At 71.7% G+C, this 14,012-nt stretch carries 15 protein-coding genes; 3 read left to right on the top strand and 12 right to left on the bottom strand.

All coding sequences use genetic code 11. The annotated features are described in order from the left end of the window. Positions 1–37: 37 nt before the first annotated feature. Together ACQP09_RS32485 and ACQP09_RS32480 are read right to left on the bottom strand one after the other, a co-directional pair. Entirely contained in the window at positions 38–637 is a 600-nt protein-coding gene (locus ACQP09_RS32485) for a helix-turn-helix domain-containing protein (RefSeq protein WP_030565560.1), read from the bottom strand. Positions 638–698: 61 nt separating this feature from the next. Further along, complete coding sequence (locus tag ACQP09_RS32480; RefSeq protein ID WP_432149493.1) at positions 699–1,433, bottom strand: PIG-L deacetylase family protein; 735 nt, start codon at positions 1,431–1,433, stop codon at positions 699–701. Positions 1,434–1,586: 153 nt separating this feature from the next. Here ACQP09_RS32480 and ACQP09_RS32475 point away from each other — a divergent pair, with 153 nt between their 5' ends. Next, positions 1,587–2,162 (top strand): rhodanese-like domain-containing protein, encoded by a 576-nt coding sequence (locus ACQP09_RS32475; protein ID WP_432149492.1) that lies wholly within the window; start codon positions 1,587–1,589, stop codon positions 2,160–2,162. A 16-nt stretch (positions 2,163–2,178) separates the two neighbouring features. On the opposite strand, the gene ACQP09_RS32470 is transcribed toward ACQP09_RS32475, so the two are convergent. Beyond that, the gene (locus ACQP09_RS32470) at positions 2,179–3,474 is read right to left on the bottom strand and encodes an alpha/beta fold hydrolase (protein WP_433406181.1); all 1,296 of its coding nucleotides are present in this window, start codon (positions 3,472–3,474) and stop codon (positions 2,179–2,181) included. A 143-nt stretch (positions 3,475–3,617) separates the two neighbouring features. On the opposite strand from ACQP09_RS32470, the gene ACQP09_RS32465 reads away from it, so the two are divergent. Continuing rightward, the gene (locus tag ACQP09_RS32465) at positions 3,618–4,781 is read left to right on the top strand and encodes an ABC transporter ATP-binding protein (RefSeq protein ID WP_433406179.1); all 1,164 of its coding nucleotides are present in this window, start codon (positions 3,618–3,620) and stop codon (positions 4,779–4,781) included. Positions 4,782–5,128: 347 nt separating this feature from the next. Here ACQP09_RS32465 and ACQP09_RS32460 read toward each other — a convergent pair whose 3' ends face one another. After that, positions 5,129–5,425 (bottom strand): DUF2087 domain-containing protein, encoded by a 297-nt coding sequence (locus tag ACQP09_RS32460; protein ID WP_432149489.1) that lies wholly within the window; start codon positions 5,423–5,425, stop codon positions 5,129–5,131. A gap of 370 nt (positions 5,426–5,795) precedes the next feature. On the opposite strand from ACQP09_RS32460, the gene ACQP09_RS32455 reads away from it, so the two are divergent. Next, a complete protein-coding gene (locus tag ACQP09_RS32455; RefSeq protein ID WP_433406176.1) occupies positions 5,796–6,692 on the top strand; it encodes a nitroreductase/quinone reductase family protein in 897 nt (298 codons plus the stop codon). A gap of 4 nt (positions 6,693–6,696) precedes the next feature. Here the strand turns inward: ACQP09_RS32455 and ACQP09_RS32450 are convergent, their stop codons facing one another. From ACQP09_RS32450 to urtA, 8 genes are all read right to left on the bottom strand, one after another. Further along, positions 6,697–7,647: an ABC transporter substrate-binding protein gene (locus tag ACQP09_RS32450; protein ID WP_433406174.1), complete on the bottom strand. Its 951-nt coding sequence runs from the start codon at positions 7,645–7,647 to the stop codon at positions 6,697–6,699. Further along, the gene (locus ACQP09_RS32445; protein ID WP_433406172.1) at positions 7,644–8,315 is read right to left on the bottom strand and encodes an ABC transporter permease; all 672 of its coding nucleotides are present in this window, start codon (positions 8,313–8,315) and stop codon (positions 7,644–7,646) included. The genes ACQP09_RS32450 and ACQP09_RS32445 overlap by 4 nt, the downstream gene beginning before the upstream one ends. Next, complete coding sequence (locus ACQP09_RS32440) at positions 8,312–8,995, bottom strand: ABC transporter permease (protein ID WP_432149485.1); 684 nt, start codon at positions 8,993–8,995, stop codon at positions 8,312–8,314. The genes ACQP09_RS32445 and ACQP09_RS32440 overlap by 4 nt, the downstream gene beginning before the upstream one ends. Positions 8,996–9,079: 84 nt before the next feature. Then, positions 9,080–9,778, bottom strand: a complete 699-nt coding sequence (gene urtE, locus ACQP09_RS32435) for an urea ABC transporter ATP-binding subunit UrtE (RefSeq protein ID WP_432149484.1) — start codon at positions 9,776–9,778, stop codon at positions 9,080–9,082. Between the two features lie 5 nt (positions 9,779–9,783). Then, positions 9,784–10,569, bottom strand: coding sequence for an urea ABC transporter ATP-binding protein UrtD (gene urtD / locus ACQP09_RS32430; protein ID WP_433406168.1), 786 nt, complete (start codon positions 10,567–10,569; stop codon positions 9,784–9,786). Then, positions 10,566–11,702 (bottom strand): urea ABC transporter permease subunit UrtC, encoded by a 1,137-nt coding sequence (urtC, locus tag ACQP09_RS32425; RefSeq protein ID WP_433406166.1) that lies wholly within the window; start codon positions 11,700–11,702, stop codon positions 10,566–10,568. The genes urtD and urtC overlap by 4 nt, the downstream gene beginning before the upstream one ends. After that, complete coding sequence (gene urtB, locus ACQP09_RS32420) at positions 11,699–12,583, bottom strand: urea ABC transporter permease subunit UrtB (protein ID WP_433406164.1); 885 nt, start codon at positions 12,581–12,583, stop codon at positions 11,699–11,701. Before urtB ends, urtC begins: the two co-directional genes overlap by 4 nt. Continuing rightward, positions 12,580–13,827, bottom strand: a complete 1,248-nt coding sequence (gene urtA, locus ACQP09_RS32415; RefSeq protein WP_433406161.1) for an urea ABC transporter substrate-binding protein — start codon at positions 13,825–13,827, stop codon at positions 12,580–12,582. The genes urtB and urtA overlap by 4 nt, the downstream gene beginning before the upstream one ends. Positions 13,828–14,012 lie beyond the last annotated feature (185 nt).

Below are 14,012 nucleotides of genomic sequence, written 5' to 3'. Positions count from 1 at the left end.
CGGTCGCTTGCCTGCATGGGAACACCCCTGTGACGCTTCACCCCCGCTTCGGCTTCGCCCTTACATGCATCCGCTCACCCTGCGGCCCGAACAGGCTCAGGAACTCCACCGGCTTGTCCTCCGCGGGTCCGAACCAGTGCGGCAGCCGGGTGTCGAACTCGGCGGCCTCCCCCGGCTCCAGCACCAGATCATGCTCGGCCAGCAGCAGCCGCAGCTTTCCGGAGAGCACGAACAGCCACTCGTACCCCTCGTGCGTACGCTGCTCCGGCACCTCGCCGCTGCCCGCCTCCTGCACCATCTTGTACGCCTGGAGCCCGCCGGGACGGGCGGTCAGCGGCAGCATCGTGCGGCCGTGCTGCACGATCGGCTTGGCCCGGACCCGAGGGTCTCCGACGGGCGGCGCGCCCACGAGGTCGTCGAGCGGGACCTCGTGGGCGCGGGCGATCGGGAGCAGCAGCTCCAGGCTCGGGCGGCGGCCTCCGGACTCCAGCCGGGAGAGCGTGGAGACGGAGATCCCGGTGGCGGCGGAGAGCGCGGAGAGGGTGACCCCGCGGTCCTTGCGCAGGCGGCGCAGCCGGGGGCCGACCCCGGTGAGTACGGCGTCGAGTTCGGGGTCGTCCCGGTCGTGTTCCTTCATGGGGCCATTGCAGAACCGGCAAGCAGGCTTGTCAATCCCGCCGCATCCGCGCGCGGCCCGGTCAGCCGGCGAAGACCTCGAAGGTGACCGCCGGGCGTCCGCCGAACCGGTCGGCCTCCGCACGCACCATGCCCTCCAGGAACTCCCGGCAGTACTTCTCCGGCTCGTCCTCGGTCAGTGCCTCGATATAGGTGCGGTGTTCGAGCAGGGACTGCACGGAACGTTCGAACCCGGCCGTCGCGTCGACCGCGTGCGTGGGCCGGTCGCTGCCTCCCACGGCGGTCCACCGCACCCCGTTCCACGGCTCGAGACCCTGTTCCGTCAACTCCGGGAAGATCCACCGGTTGCCCGCGTCGGCCACGGCGTCCAGCGTGGCCCGGCCGACCGCCCGGTGGTCCGGGGTGTTCCAGGCGACGCCGCCCCAGGTGTCCCGGTGGTTGAGGGTCACGACCAGCTCCGGGCGGTGGCGGCGGATGGCGGCGGCGATGTCGCGGCGCAGCCCGATCCCGTACTCGATCACGCCGTCACGGTGGTCCAGGAACTCGACCGTACGGACTCCGACGACGGCGGCGCTCGCCCGCTGCTCGCGCTCGCGCAGCGGCGCGCACTCCTCCGGCGGCAGGGTGTCGATCCCCGCCTCGCCCCGGCTGGCGAGGAGGTAGACGACCTCTCGGCCGCCGTCGGTCCAGTCGGCCACGGCGGCGGCCGTGCCGTACTCCAGGTCGTCGGGGTGGGCGACCACCGCCAGGGCGCGGTGCCAGTCGGTGGGCAGGGGTTCGAGTCGCTGCTGCGTCATACCGGCAGGCTACCGACGATCACCGTCAAGACGCCGTGAGCAAAGAGGATCCGGGTACGCGGGAGGGAATGCGGGTCGGCGTCCGGGCGCTGGAGACACGTGTAGAGTCCCAGCCCTCCCCGCGCCGCCCCGGTCGACGAAAGGATCCAGCTCGTGACCAGCCCCGCCTCCCTCTCCCCCGCCCAGGCCGCAGCCCGTCTGGAGGAGTTCACCGTGATCGACGTACGGGCTCCCGGCGAGTACGCCGCGGGGCACGTGCCCGGCGCCCTGAACATCCCGCTCGACAAGCTGCCCGACGCGCTGCCCGCGCTGAAGTCGGCCTCCGCCCGTGGTTCGCTGCTGGTGGTGTGCGCTTCCGGGGTCCGCTCGACGCGGGCCTGCGAGATCCTGGCGGGCGCGGACATCCAGGCGGCCACGCTGACCGGTGGCACCTCCGCGTGGGAGGGTGACGGGCGCGGTCTGGACCGGCCGGAGGGGGCGCGCGGGGTCTGGCCGCTGGAGCGGCAGGTGCGGCTCGCGGCCGGTTCGCTGGTGGTGGCCGGGCTGGTGGCGGGCATCCGCTTCCCGGCCGCGCGCTGGCTCTCCGCCGGTATCGGCTCCGGCCTGGTCTTCTCGGCCGTCACCAACACCTGCGGCATGGCCTCGGCCCTGTCGAAGCTGCCGTACAACCAGGCTTCGCGCTCCGGCACCACGGACCTGGACGCCACGCTGGAGGCGCTCCAGCGCTGACGTCCGTCGCCTCCCGTCAGATCTCGTTCCTGACCAGCGCCAGCAGCCGGTCCAGGACGCGCGGTCCGCCGGCGCGCACGCCGTCGTGCTCGTACTCGTCCGTCACCCAGGTGCGCAGCCCGCGGATCGCGGCGGCCGTGCGCAGCGAGTGCGCGGCGTCGACGTACATGTCGTCGTGGTAGACGGCGGCGGCGACGGGCACCTCGTTGGCGGCGAGCCGCTCGGGGTCGTGGAGGACGGGCCAGCCGGTGCGCTGCGCGAGGAGCTCGGCGGTCTCGCGCAGCGGGCGGAGCGCCGGGTCGACGTCGAAGTGCCACGGGTGGATGGACTCGCCGGTGAAGAGCAGCGGCCCGTCGCCCGCCAGCGCCGTCGCCGCGTCGAACTGCGGGAATTCGGCGCGTACGCGTTCGGCGGACCAGGCGGTGGGGCGCTCGCCGTAGCCGTAGATCGCCTCGTGGATCAGGGCGTAGAGCGGGTGCCCGGCGAACGAGGTGGCCGAGCGCAGGGCCTCCTGGAAGGTGTCGGAGAGTTCGGTGCCGTGCGGCGTGCGGACGAACGCGTTCTCCAGGAGGTGGTGGAGCTGGTGGCTGCCGCTGCCGGTGCCGAGCAGGATGCCGAGCGACTGGAAAAGTTCCGGGGTCAGCCGGTGGCCGGCGCTCTCGGGGCGGTGTTCGGCCAGGTACGCGGCGATGGCGCGGGCGCGCTCGATGTCCTGCGGGTAGCGGGCGTAGTGCGCGGCGACCTTCCGTTCGATACGGGGGTACGCGGCCCGGTAGACGTCGTCCGCGTGGGCGTCCAGCGAGGGCAGGCCGCCGGTGATGAGGACCGCCGCGAGGCCTTCGGGCGCCGAGGAGAGGTAGCGGACCGCGCAGAAGCCGCCGAAGGACTGGCCGAGCACGGTCCACGGCGCGCCGCCGGTGAGCCGTTGCCGGACGGTCTCGCAGTCGCGGACGATGGCGTCGGAGCGGAAGTGGGCCAGGTAGTCGGCCTGTTCGCGCGGGCCGCCGCGCAGCGGGAGGGTCTGCCGGTTGGCCGGTGTCGAGAGGCCGGTGCCGCGCTGGTCGAGCAGGAGCACCCGGAACTCGCGCAGCGCCCGGCCGAGCCAGGCCTCCGTACCGACGAACCTGCGGGCGCCGAAACCGGGGCCGCCCTCCAGGTAGAGCAGCCAGGGCAGCTCCTCGCCGGATCGCCCGGCGGCCACGGCCTCGCGCCCGTACAGCTCGATCTGCTCACCGCCGGGGTCGCTGTGGTCGAGCGGGACGGTGAAGCGGTGGTCGGTGAGGACGACGCCGGGCTGGCGGTAGCTGGTCACAGGTGCTCCTGGGTCGTGGGGCCGGGCGGTCCTGGCGGAAGGGCCAGTTCAGCACATGGCCCGTCGGTCACGGCGGGAGGGCGGGTGCCCCGGACGGTCCCGGCCCGTGTGCGCCGCGCCCGGCCCGCTCCTACTGTGCGGACATGATCCGGTTCGAGCAGGTCGGCAAGGTCTACCCGGACGGTACGACGGCGGTCGACGGTCTCTCCTTCGAGGTGGCGGAGGGTGAGCTGGTGACGCTGGTCGGGCCGTCGGGCTGCGGCAAGACGACCACGATGATGATGGTGAACCGGCTGATCGAGCCGACCTCGGGCCGGATCCTGGTGGACGGCGAGGACATCGCCGGGATCGATCCGGTGAAGCTGCGCCGCCGCATCGGCTATGTGATCCAGCAGGTCGGCCTCTTCCCGCACCGCACGGTCCTGGACAACACCGCGACCGTCCCCGCGCTGGTCGGCTGGAAGCGCGCGCGGGCCCGGGAGCGGGCGGCGGAGCTGTTGGACCTGGTCGGCCTGGACCCGAAGACGTACGGCTCGCGCTATCCGTCGCAGCTCTCCGGCGGCCAGCGCCAGCGGGTCGGCGTGGCGCGGGCGCTCGCCGCCGATCCGCCGGTGCTGCTGATGGACGAGCCGTTCGGCGCGGTGGACCCGGTGGTGCGGGAGCGGCTGCAGAACGAGTTCCTGGCCCTCCAGCAACGGGTGCGCAAGACGGTCCTCATGGTCACGCACGACATCGAGGAGGCGGTGCGGATGGGCGACAGGATCGCGGTGTACGGGGAGGGGCGCATCGAGCAGCTCGACACCCCGGCCGCCGTGCTCGGCACTCCGGCGACCCCGTACGTGGCCCGGTTCGTCGGCTCGGACCGGGGGTTGAAACGGCTGTCGGTGACCGCTATCGAGGCGGAGGACCTGGAGGAGCCGCCGGTGGCCCGGCTGGACGAGCCCGCCGCAGCGGCCGCGGACCGGCTGCGGGCGGCGGGGGCCCGGTGGGCGGTGGTGCTGGGCGCGACGGGCGAGCTGCACGGCTGGGTGTCGGCGGACGCGCTGCGGTCGGCCGGGGAGCGGGGGACGGTGGGCACGCTGGCCCGGCGGATGGAGGCGTGGGTGCCGGTGGGCGCGCCGCTGAAGCAGGCGTTCAGCGAGATGCTCCAGCACGACGCGGGGTGGGTGGCGGTGTTGGACGGGGCCCGGTTCCTCGGGGTCCTGACACCGGCGAAGCTCCATGAGGCGCTGCGCCGGTCGGTGGACGCGGACGCGCAGGGCGTCGGGCGCGAGGAGGTGGACTTCGACTCGGTGGCGGACGCGTGAGCGGTCACGGCCCGCCACCGGCAAGTCTCTCGTGCGGGCGTGGCCGCTACCGGCATGTCTCTCGTGCGGGCACGCCCGCCACCGGCAAGTCTCTTGCTCAGCCTGTCAGTTGATAATCGCGCGGACGATCGCGCCGAACACACGGCTCACCGCACTCAGCGCACCGGCCTCCACCGCGGCCTCCACGACATCGGTACTGCTCTCGGCCATATCGGCCCCGTGCTCCTTCAACCGGCACCGGCGGCACACACCGCTCCGCAGCCGCCCCCGCTTCTTGCAGCGCTTGCACGCCTTACGCAGAATCCCCATGGGGCCAGGATCTCACCCCGGGCCGCCGGGGCGCACGGTCACCTGCCGCGGCGGTAGCTGCTGCCGTCCCGGGGGCGTACGAGCAGCCCGGCGACGACCAGGTGGCGGCGGAGCGCGGAGCAGTCCTCGTGGACGGTGAGCAGCGCCTCGTTGACCTCCCGCTCGGTGTACGAACGGTCGCGCTCGAACAGTGTCTCGGCCAGATGCGTCAGCAGCTGCTCCAGCCGGGCCTGCTTACGCGGGATCGTGACCAGGCGGCCGTGCGAGAAGAGGGCGGTGACCTGGTGCGTACGGCGGTCGGACTGCTGCGGCGGAAGGGTCTGTTGTTCAGGCATGGCCCGAGCGTCGCAGGCACCGAACGGGCGGGCAACGCGTTTTCCGTCCGGCCGGAAGCGGCGGCCCGTCGTTCGGCCCGACGCGGCGACCCGTCCCCCGTTGACAGCGCCGGGCGGGCCTCGTTCTAATGGTCGGCGTGCAGCGCGACGCCGGCCAAAGAGATCTGGGCCGGCCGGCGGTCGAGCCAGCACCTTCTTCCAGGGACGACGTGATGAGTCCACTCACCGCCCGCCGCTTCTGACGCTTTCCGACACCTGACGCTTTCGCGACCGCGTGTGCCGTCGTCTTTCGGCCGTATACGCGCACCGCGCCGCGCCGTGTCCGCACGTCTTCACTTCCCCACTTCTCCACGGGAGACCCAGAACACCCATGCCCTCTGCCTTCCAGCAGTCCGTCATCGACGAGTTCCGCGCCAACGCGGGCCAGGTCGGCGGCCCCTTCGCCGGCTCCGACCTGCTCCTGCTGACCACCACCGGCGCCCGCACCGGGCGACCGCACACCACACCGCTCGGCCATGTCCGCGACGGCGAAAGGCTGTTGGTCGTCGGCTCGAACCTCGGCGCCCCGCACCACCCCGACTGGTACCACAACCTCCTGGCCCACCCCGCGGTCCAGGTGGAGCTGGGCGGCCAGGAGTTCGAGACCATCGCCGTACCCGCCGAAGGGGCCCGGCGCGAGGAGCTCTTCGCCCGGGTGGTGGCCGAGGCTCCCGGCTACGCCGAGTACCAGGCGGCGACCGACCGCGTGCTGCCGGTCGTGGTCCTCCAACTCCCCGACCCGCAGGCGCCGGTCCGCGAGATCACCTCGCTGGCCGACAAGCTCGTGGAGGTGCACACCTGGCTGCGCGGCCAACTGGCCCAGGTGCACGCGGAGACGGAAGCGAACTTCGCCGCCCGCGCCGCCCACCGAGGACCGGGCGCACCGCCCGCGCCCGGTCTCGGTCTCCAGATCCGGCAGCGCTGCCTGGCGTTCTGCCAGGCGCTGGAGTTCCATCACACGAGCGAGGACGGCCATGTCCTGCCGGTGATGGAGGGGTACCACCCGCACCTGCGCCCGGTCTTCGACCGGCTCCGGGAGGAACATCGGTCCATCGCGGCCGTGCAGTCGGCACTGGCGGCGCTGCTGGCCGGTGTCGCGATCGCCGAGCCGGACCGCTTCCGCACCGAACTGGCCGCCATGATCCAGAAGTTGACCGCTCATCTCGACTACGAGGAGGCCGAGATCCTGCCCTTGCTCGCGGACGTGCCGTGGCCGCCGGTCCCGTGAGGGCTCAGCTCTTCGGGATGAGGTTCTTCGACTCCAGGTAGGTCCGCGCGACGTCCTCGGGAAGCCTGCGCCAGCTGTCGACCTGTTCGTTCATCGACGCCAGGTCGGCGGTGGTCAGGACGGTGTTGAGCCGGCCGAGGGCGTCGCGTACCCCGGCGCCGCCGGCGCGGGCGCGGTTGACGACGGGGACCACGTAGTCGGCGTTCTGGAGGTTCTTGTCGTCCTCCAGCAGCACCAGCCCGAACTGGTCGAGTGTGGCGTCGGTGGTGGTGGTCAGCACCATCTGGTCCTGGCCGTTCTGGACGGCCTGTTTCGCCTGGGTGGTGCCGACGCCCTTCGGGTCGACGGCGACGATGTCGATGCCGTACGTCTTCTCCAGCCCGGGTGCGCAGTAGGGCCGCTTCACGCATTCGTCGCCCGCCGCGAGCCGCACCGGAAGCTTCGCCCGGCCGAGGTCGCTGAGGGTCTTCAGGCCGTGCTCCTTCGCGTAGGAGGCGGCGACCGCGAAGGCGTTCTGGTCGACGGCCCGGCCGGGGTCGAGCACGGTGAGCCCGCGCGGGGCCGCGAGCTTGCGCAGCGCCTTCATGGTGGCGGCGAGGTCAGGTGATCCGACCGGGGCCGCGTCGGCGCCGTTGGCCTTGGCGTTGAGCCAGTCGGCGAACGTCGCCGCGTACTCCGGTACGACATCGATCTGACCGCTCTCCAGAGCCGGTTCGTAGATCTCCCGGTTGGTCACGGAGATGAGGTCGGCGGCGTACCCGGCGCGCTCCAGGAGCAGGGCGTACATCTGGGCCAGCAGGTCGCTCTCGGTGAATCCGGCCGACCCGATGGTCAGCTCCTTGCTGTCGCCGGGCGGCGCGGTGACCTCGCCCTGGTTCTCCAGGCTGGGGCCGGTGGTGCAGGCGGTGGCGGCGAGCAGCAGGAGGCCGACGAGAGCCCGGCGGGCACGGATCACGCTGCCTCCCTCCCCCGGCCGGGCGCCATCCGCTGCCCCGCCTCGAAGAGGCTCTCGACGAGGAGGGCGAAGACCGCCACCAGGACCGCCCCGGCCACCACCTGCGGGGTGGAGGCGAGGTTGAACCCGGCGGTGATGATCCGGCCGAGCCCGCCGCCGCCGGCCAGCGCGGCGAGGGTGGCGGTGGCGACCAGCTGCACGGCGGCGATCCGTACGCCGGTGAGGATCAGCGGGAGGGCCAGCGGTAGCTCCACGTTCCACAGCATCTGCCGGCCGGTCATGCCCATCCCCCGGGCGGCCCGCACGACATCGCGGTCGACCTCGCGCATCCCCACGTACGCGTTGGTGAGCAGCGGTGGCACGGCGAACAGGACGAGCGCGATGATCGTCGACCACTGGCCGTACGTGCCCACGGGCGTGAGCAGCAGCAGGACGAGCACGGCGAAGGTGGGGACGGCCCGGCCGATGTTGGAGATGTTGACGGCGAGCGCGCCGCCCTTGCCGAGGTGGCCGAGGACGAGCGCGACGGGCAGGGCGATCAGGCAGCTGATGAGCAGGCAGACGACGGTGAGGTAGAGGTGCTCGCCGAGCCGGTTCCCGATGCCGTCGGGGCCGGACCAGTGGGTGGCGGTGGTGAGCCAGGACCAGGTCTCGGAGAGCGTGTTCATGCCTGGCTCCCCTTCCGGGTCCAGGGGGTCAGCAGCCGTTGCGCGCCGAGGAGGAGCAGGTCGGCGGCGACGGCGATGACGACGCAGAGCACGGAGGCGGTGAGCACCTGGGCCTTGAAGTAGGTGTTCATGCCGGAGTAGATGAGGTTGCCGAGCCCGCCGTAGCCGACGATGGCGCCGACGGTGACCAGGGAGACGGCGGAGACGGTGGCGATCCGCAGTCCGGCCATGGCGGCGGGCAGCGCGAGCGGGAGTTCCACGGCGAGCAGCAGGCGCAGCGGCCCGTACCCCATGCCACGCGCGGCCTGCCGGGTCTCCTCGGGGACGGCCCGGAGCCCGGCGAGGATGTTGCGGACCAGCAGGGTCAGCGAGTAAAGGACGAGGCCGGTGACGACGAGCGCGGCGGAGAGCCCGTACACCGGCAGCAGCAGCGAGAACATCGCCAGCGACGGAATGGTGTAGAGGATCGTCGTCAGCCCCAGCACCGGACCGGCGGCCCAGCGCCAGCGGCGGGCGGCGAGGGCCAGCGGGACGGCGAGTGCGAGGCCGATGAGCACGGCGAGCGCGGTCAGTTGGAGGTGCTGGAGGGCGGCGTCCATCAGGATCTCCCGGCGGCTGGAGAGGTAGGCGCCGCAGATCCACTCGTTGCGTGCGAGGCAGTCGTCCGGAGGTGCCGTCACCCGGCCATTCCAGCGCGGGCGCGGGACCACCGCCCCTCCTGTTGGCCCGTCCGGGGGAAGCCCCCCGGGACACCGGCCCGTCGCTCACACGCTCAGCGCCTCCCGGACCGTCCCCTCCGCGCCCGTTCCCCCCTCCCCCGACGACGTGACCCGGCCCGCCTCCAGGACGTAGTAGCGCTCCGCCGCCCGCATGGCGAAGCCGACGTGCTGTTCGACCAGGAGGACGCAGAGGCCGCCGCGTGCGGCCAGGGACAGGATCGTGGTCTCGATCTCGGCGACGACGGAGGGCTGGATGCCTTCGGTGGGCTCGTCCAGGAGCAGGAGCCGGGGCCGGGTGACGAGGGCGCGGGCGATGGCGAGCTGCTGGCGCTGGCCGCCGGAGAGGAGGCCGGCCCGGCGGTGGGCGAGTTCGCGGAGTACGGGGAAGAGGTCGAGGGCCTCGTCGATGGCCTCGCGGCCGCCACCGCGCGGCGAGCCGTCGGCGACGAGCCGGAGGTTCTCGGCGGTGGTCAGGTGCGGGAAGGACTGCTGGCCCTGCGGGACGTACGCCATGCCCCGGGCGACGCGCTGGTGCGGGGCGAGGCGGGTGATGTCCTCGCCGTCGAGGAGGACGCTGCCGCGCGTCGGCCTGATGAGGCCCATGGCGGTGCGCAGGAGGGTGCTCTTGCCGGCGCCGTTGTGGCCGAGGACGGCGGCGACGCCGTCGCGCGGCACGGCCACGGTCACGCCGTGCAGGACGGTGGTGCGGTCGTAGCCGGCGCGTACGCCGTTGATCTCCAGCACGGCTCTCACACCTCTTCGCGGACGGGGACGGGGTGGACGGGCGGCGGCTCGGGTTCGGAGGCGCGGCCGAGGTAGACCTCCTGGACGGTGGCGTCGGCCTGGACCTGGGCGACCGTCCCTTCGCTGAGCATCTTTCCGGCGTGCAGGACGCTGACGCTGCGGGCGAAGGAGCGCATGAAGTCCATGTCGTGCTCGATGACGACGACGGTGCGGTCCTCGCTGATCCGCTGGAGCAGCGCTCCGGTCGACTCGCGCTCGTCGTGGCTCATCCCGGCGACGGGCTCGTCGAGCAGCAGCAGCTTCACGTCCTGGACGAGCAGCATGCCGATCTCCAGGCTCTGCTTCTGGCCGTGGGCCAGCACGCCGGCCGGGCGGTGGCGGAGCGCGGTGAGGCCGGTGGTCTCCAGCGCCTTCTCCACCGGCTCGGGGACGTTCCTGCGCCGCCGGAGCAGGGTCAGCGCGCTGCGGCCGGCGCCTGCCGCGATGTCGAGGTTCTGCTCGACGGTGAGCTGTTCGAAGACCGTCGCCGTCTGGAACGTGCGGCCGATGCCCCGGCGGGCGATGCGGTGCACGGGTTCGCCGAGGATCTCCGTACCGCCGAAGCGGACCGATCCGGTGGCCCGGACCAGGCCGGTGACGGCGTCGACCAGCGTCGTCTTGCCGGCACCGTTCGGCCCGATGAGGAAGCGGAGGTCGCCCGGGCTGATGTCCAGGTCGACGCCGTCGACGGCGGTGACGCCTCCGTCGAACGTCACCCGCAGATCGCGGATGGTCAGTCCCTCGCCGCTCATGTGGTCACTTCCTTCGTCGTCCTGACTCCGTCGGTGGTCCGCCGTCTGCGCAGCACCGTCCGCAGCGAGGCCAGCCCGCCGGGCAGGAAGCCGACCGCGACGACGAACAGCAGGCCTTGGAGGTACGTCCATCCGGCGGGCCAGGCGTCCGAGAGCGTGCTCTGCGCCCAGGCCACCGCGATCGCTCCGAGCACCGCGCCGACCAGCGAGGCCCGGCCGCCGACCGCCGCGCCGATGACGAAGCCGATGGAGGGCACGATCCCGATCAGCGCCGGGGAGATGATGCCCACCGCCGGTACGAACAGCGCGCCGGCCAGTCCGGCCACGCCGGCCGCGACCACGTACGCCACCAGCTTGACGTTGGCCGGGTTGTAGCCGAGGAAGCGCACCCGCTCCTCGGAGTCCCGTACGGCGATGAGGAGTTCGCCGTACCGGCTGACGAACAGCTGCCGGGCGCCGGCCATCAGGAGGAGCAGCGCGACCGCGATGACGAGGTACACCATCCGCCGGTTGACCGGGTCGCTCAGGTCGTAGCCGAAGAAGCCCTGGAAGTCGGTGAGTCCGTTGGTTCCGCCTGTGGTGGTCTGCTGGCCGACCAGCCAGATCGCCAGCGCGGCTGCCAGCGCCTGGCTGAGGATCGCGAAGTACGCGCCCTTCACCCGGCGGCGGAAGACCAGCACGCCGAGCAGCGCGGCGACGGCCATCGGCAGCAGCACCGTCATGGCCAGCGCGAACGCCGGATCGGCGAACGGCTGCCACCACCAGGGCAGGCCGCCCTCGGTGCCGTACAGCTGCATGAAGTCCGGCAGCGTCTGTCCGGTGGCCGCCGCGTCCGCGAGCTTGAGGTGCATCGCCATGGCGTAGCCGCCGAGGCCGAAGAAGACGCCCTGCCCGAGCACCAGCAGCCCGCCCCGGCCCCAGGCGAGGCTGACGCCGATCGCGACGATCCCGTAGCAGAGGTATTTGGCCAGCAGTCCGAGCCGGAAGTCCGACAGGACCAGCGGCGCGACACCGACCAGGAGCACCGCGCCGAGCAGGAAGGCGGCGGGGGTACGGAAGCGGGTCAGGAACGGTTCGTCCGGCGGTTCGGCGACCGGGCCGGTCGTCGTCGGAGGGGTGCTCGTCGTCGTCATACCAGGCTCCTGGTGCGCACGGTGTACAGGCCCTGCGGCCGCCACTGCAGGAAGGCGACGATCCCCACGAGGACGACCACCTTCGCCACGCTCACGGTCGTCGAGTATTCGAGGACCGACTGCAGCAGGCCGAGCACGAACGCGGTGATGACCGCTCCTCTCAGCCGGCCGATGCCGCCGACGACCACGACCAGGAAGGCGTCCACGATGTAGTTGGTCCCGGTCGTCGGACCGATCGGCCCGATCAGTGTCAGCGCGACCCCGGCCATTCCGGCCAGGCCCGAGCCGATGAAGAACGTCGTGCGGTCCACCCGCTCGGTCGCGATCCCGGACACCTCCGCGAGGTCCCGGTTCTGGACCACGGCCCTGATCCGGCGTCCCAGCGGTGTGGTCCGCAGCGTCACCGCCAGGCCGGCCACGCACAGCAGCGCGAAGCCGAGGATGAACAGCCGGCTGTTGGCCAGGTTCACTCCGGCGACCGACACGCTGCCGGTCAGCAGGTCCGGCGCTCTGGTCTGCACGTTCGGTGCGCCGAAGACGTCCCGCGCGAGCTGCTGGAGCATCAGCGAGACGCCCCAGGTCACCAGCAGCGTGTCCAGTGGACGGGTGTACAGCCGCCGGATGAGCACCCATTCCAGGAGCGCGCCCATCGATCCGGCCACGAGGAACGCGATCGGCAGGGCGATCAGGAGCGAGATCCCGGCGTCGCCGATCGGCTTCTGGAGTACGTAGGTGGTGTAGGCACCGGCCATGATGAACTCGCCGTGCGCCATGTTGATGACGCCCATCTGACCGAAGGTGAGGGTCAGACCGAGGGCGATGAGGAGGAGCACGGCGCCGATGCTGACGCCGGTGAAGGACTGGTTGAGGATGACCGTCACAGGTCCGCCGCCCAGTCGTAGCCCTTCAGGTACGGATCCGGCTTGATGGGTCCGCCGGAGTTCCAGACCTCCTCGATGAGCCCGTCGGCGGTGATCTTGCCGATGCGGGCGGTCTTGTGGACGTGCTGCGTGGCCCCGTCGACCGTCACCTTGCCTTCCGGCGCGTCGAACGTGATGCCGTCCGAGGCCGCCTTCACCTTCTCGACGTCGAACGAGCCGGCCTTCTCGACCATCGCCTTCCAGAGGTGGACGGAGATGTACGCCGCCTCCATCGGGTCGCTGGTGGGCTTTCCCTTTCCGTACGCCGCCTGGTACGCGGCGACGAACTTCTCGTTCGCGGCGCCGGGCGTGGTCTGGTAGTAGTTCCAGGCCGTCAACTGCCCTTCCAGGTACTGCGTTCCGATGCTCTTGACCTCCTCCTCCGCGATGGAGACGGAGAGCACCGGCAGCTTCTTCGCGGTCAGACCGGCGGACTTGTACTCCTTGAAGAAGGCCACGTTGCTGTCGCCGTTCAGGGTGTTGAAGACCGCCTCGGCCCCGGCGTCCTTGACCTTGTTGACGATGGTGGCGAACTCCGTGGAGCCGAGCGGCGCGTAGTCCTCGCCGAGCACCTCCATGCCGTTGGCCTCGGCGTACGTCTTGATGATCTTGTTGGCGGTGCGCGGGAAGACGTAGTCGCTGCCGACGAGGTAGAGCTTGGTGAGGCCCTGCTTCTTGAGGTAGTCGAGCGCGGGCACGATCTGCTGGTTGGTGGTGGCGCCCGAGTAGAAGATGTACGGGGACTGCTCCAGCCCCTCGTACTGCACCGGGTAGAACAGCAGCGACTTGTTCCGCTCGAAGACCGGCTTCACCGCCTTGCGGCTGGCCGAGGTCCAGCAGCCGAAGGTGGCGACGACCTTGGAGTCCGTGATGAGCGCCTGCGCCTTCTCGGCGAAGGTCGGCCAGTCGGAGGCGCCGTCCTGACTGATCGGCTTGAGCTTCTTGCCGAGGACGCCGCCGGCGGCGTTGATCTCCTTCACCGCGAGGAGCAGCGCGTTGTGGACGGTGACCTCGCTGATGGCCATGGTGCCGGAGAGCGAGTTCAGCAGGCCGACCTTGACGGTGTCGCCGGAGGTGTCGGCCTGGGCGCCGGCGGCCTTCGACGTGTCGCTGCCGGTCTTCGCGCCGCAGGCGGTGAGCGCGGCGCCGGCGCCGAGGGCGGAGAGGCCGGTCAGGAGACCGCGCCTGGTGATGAGCCCGGACATGGCACATACCTCCTTGCCCCGAAGGGCGGTGCGAGGGAATTCCTCTGGGTGAGGAACGGAAGGAAATCGAGGGAATGGCGGGGAACGGGTCGGCACCTGTTCCGGTGTGGTGCGGCCGTTTCGACAGCACGGGTCCCAGCCTTTCCGGGGTGGCCTCCGGGCTGGTCGCTGAAGTGGTCCACAGC

Source organism: Streptomyces sp. CA-146814, assembly GCF_050942385.1.
Taxonomy (GTDB): Bacteria; Actinomycetota; Actinomycetes; order Streptomycetales; family Streptomycetaceae; genus Streptomyces.
The sequence above is the reverse complement of the archived record's forward strand: the minus strand, read 5'-3'. Positions and strand labels throughout refer to the sequence as shown.

Coding starts and splice junctions, on each gene's coding strand:
- ACQP09_RS32455 (WP_433406176.1), top strand. CDS start 5,796: ATGCCCTCTGCCTTCCAGCAGTCCGTCATCGACGAGTTCCGCGCCAAC.
- ACQP09_RS32460 (WP_432149489.1), bottom strand. CDS start 5,425: ATGCCTGAACAACAGACCCTTCCGCCGCAGCAGTCCGACCGCCGTACG.
- ACQP09_RS32445 (WP_433406172.1), bottom strand. CDS start 8,315: ATGAACACGCTCTCCGAGACCTGGTCCTGGCTCACCACCGCCACCCAC.
- ACQP09_RS32485 (WP_030565560.1), bottom strand. CDS start 637: ATGAAGGAACACGACCGGGACGACCCCGAACTCGACGCCGTACTCACC.
- urtA (WP_433406161.1), bottom strand. CDS start 13,827: ATGTCCGGGCTCATCACCAGGCGCGGTCTCCTGACCGGCCTCTCCGCC.
- ACQP09_RS32480 (WP_432149493.1), bottom strand. CDS start 1,433: ATGACGCAGCAGCGACTCGAACCCCTGCCCACCGACTGGCACCGCGCC.
- urtC (WP_433406166.1), bottom strand. CDS start 11,702: ATGACGACGACGAGCACCCCTCCGACGACGACCGGCCCGGTCGCCGAA.
- ACQP09_RS32465 (WP_433406179.1), top strand. CDS start 3,618: ATGATCCGGTTCGAGCAGGTCGGCAAGGTCTACCCGGACGGTACGACG.
- urtD (WP_433406168.1), bottom strand. CDS start 10,569: ATGAGCGGCGAGGGACTGACCATCCGCGATCTGCGGGTGACGTTCGAC.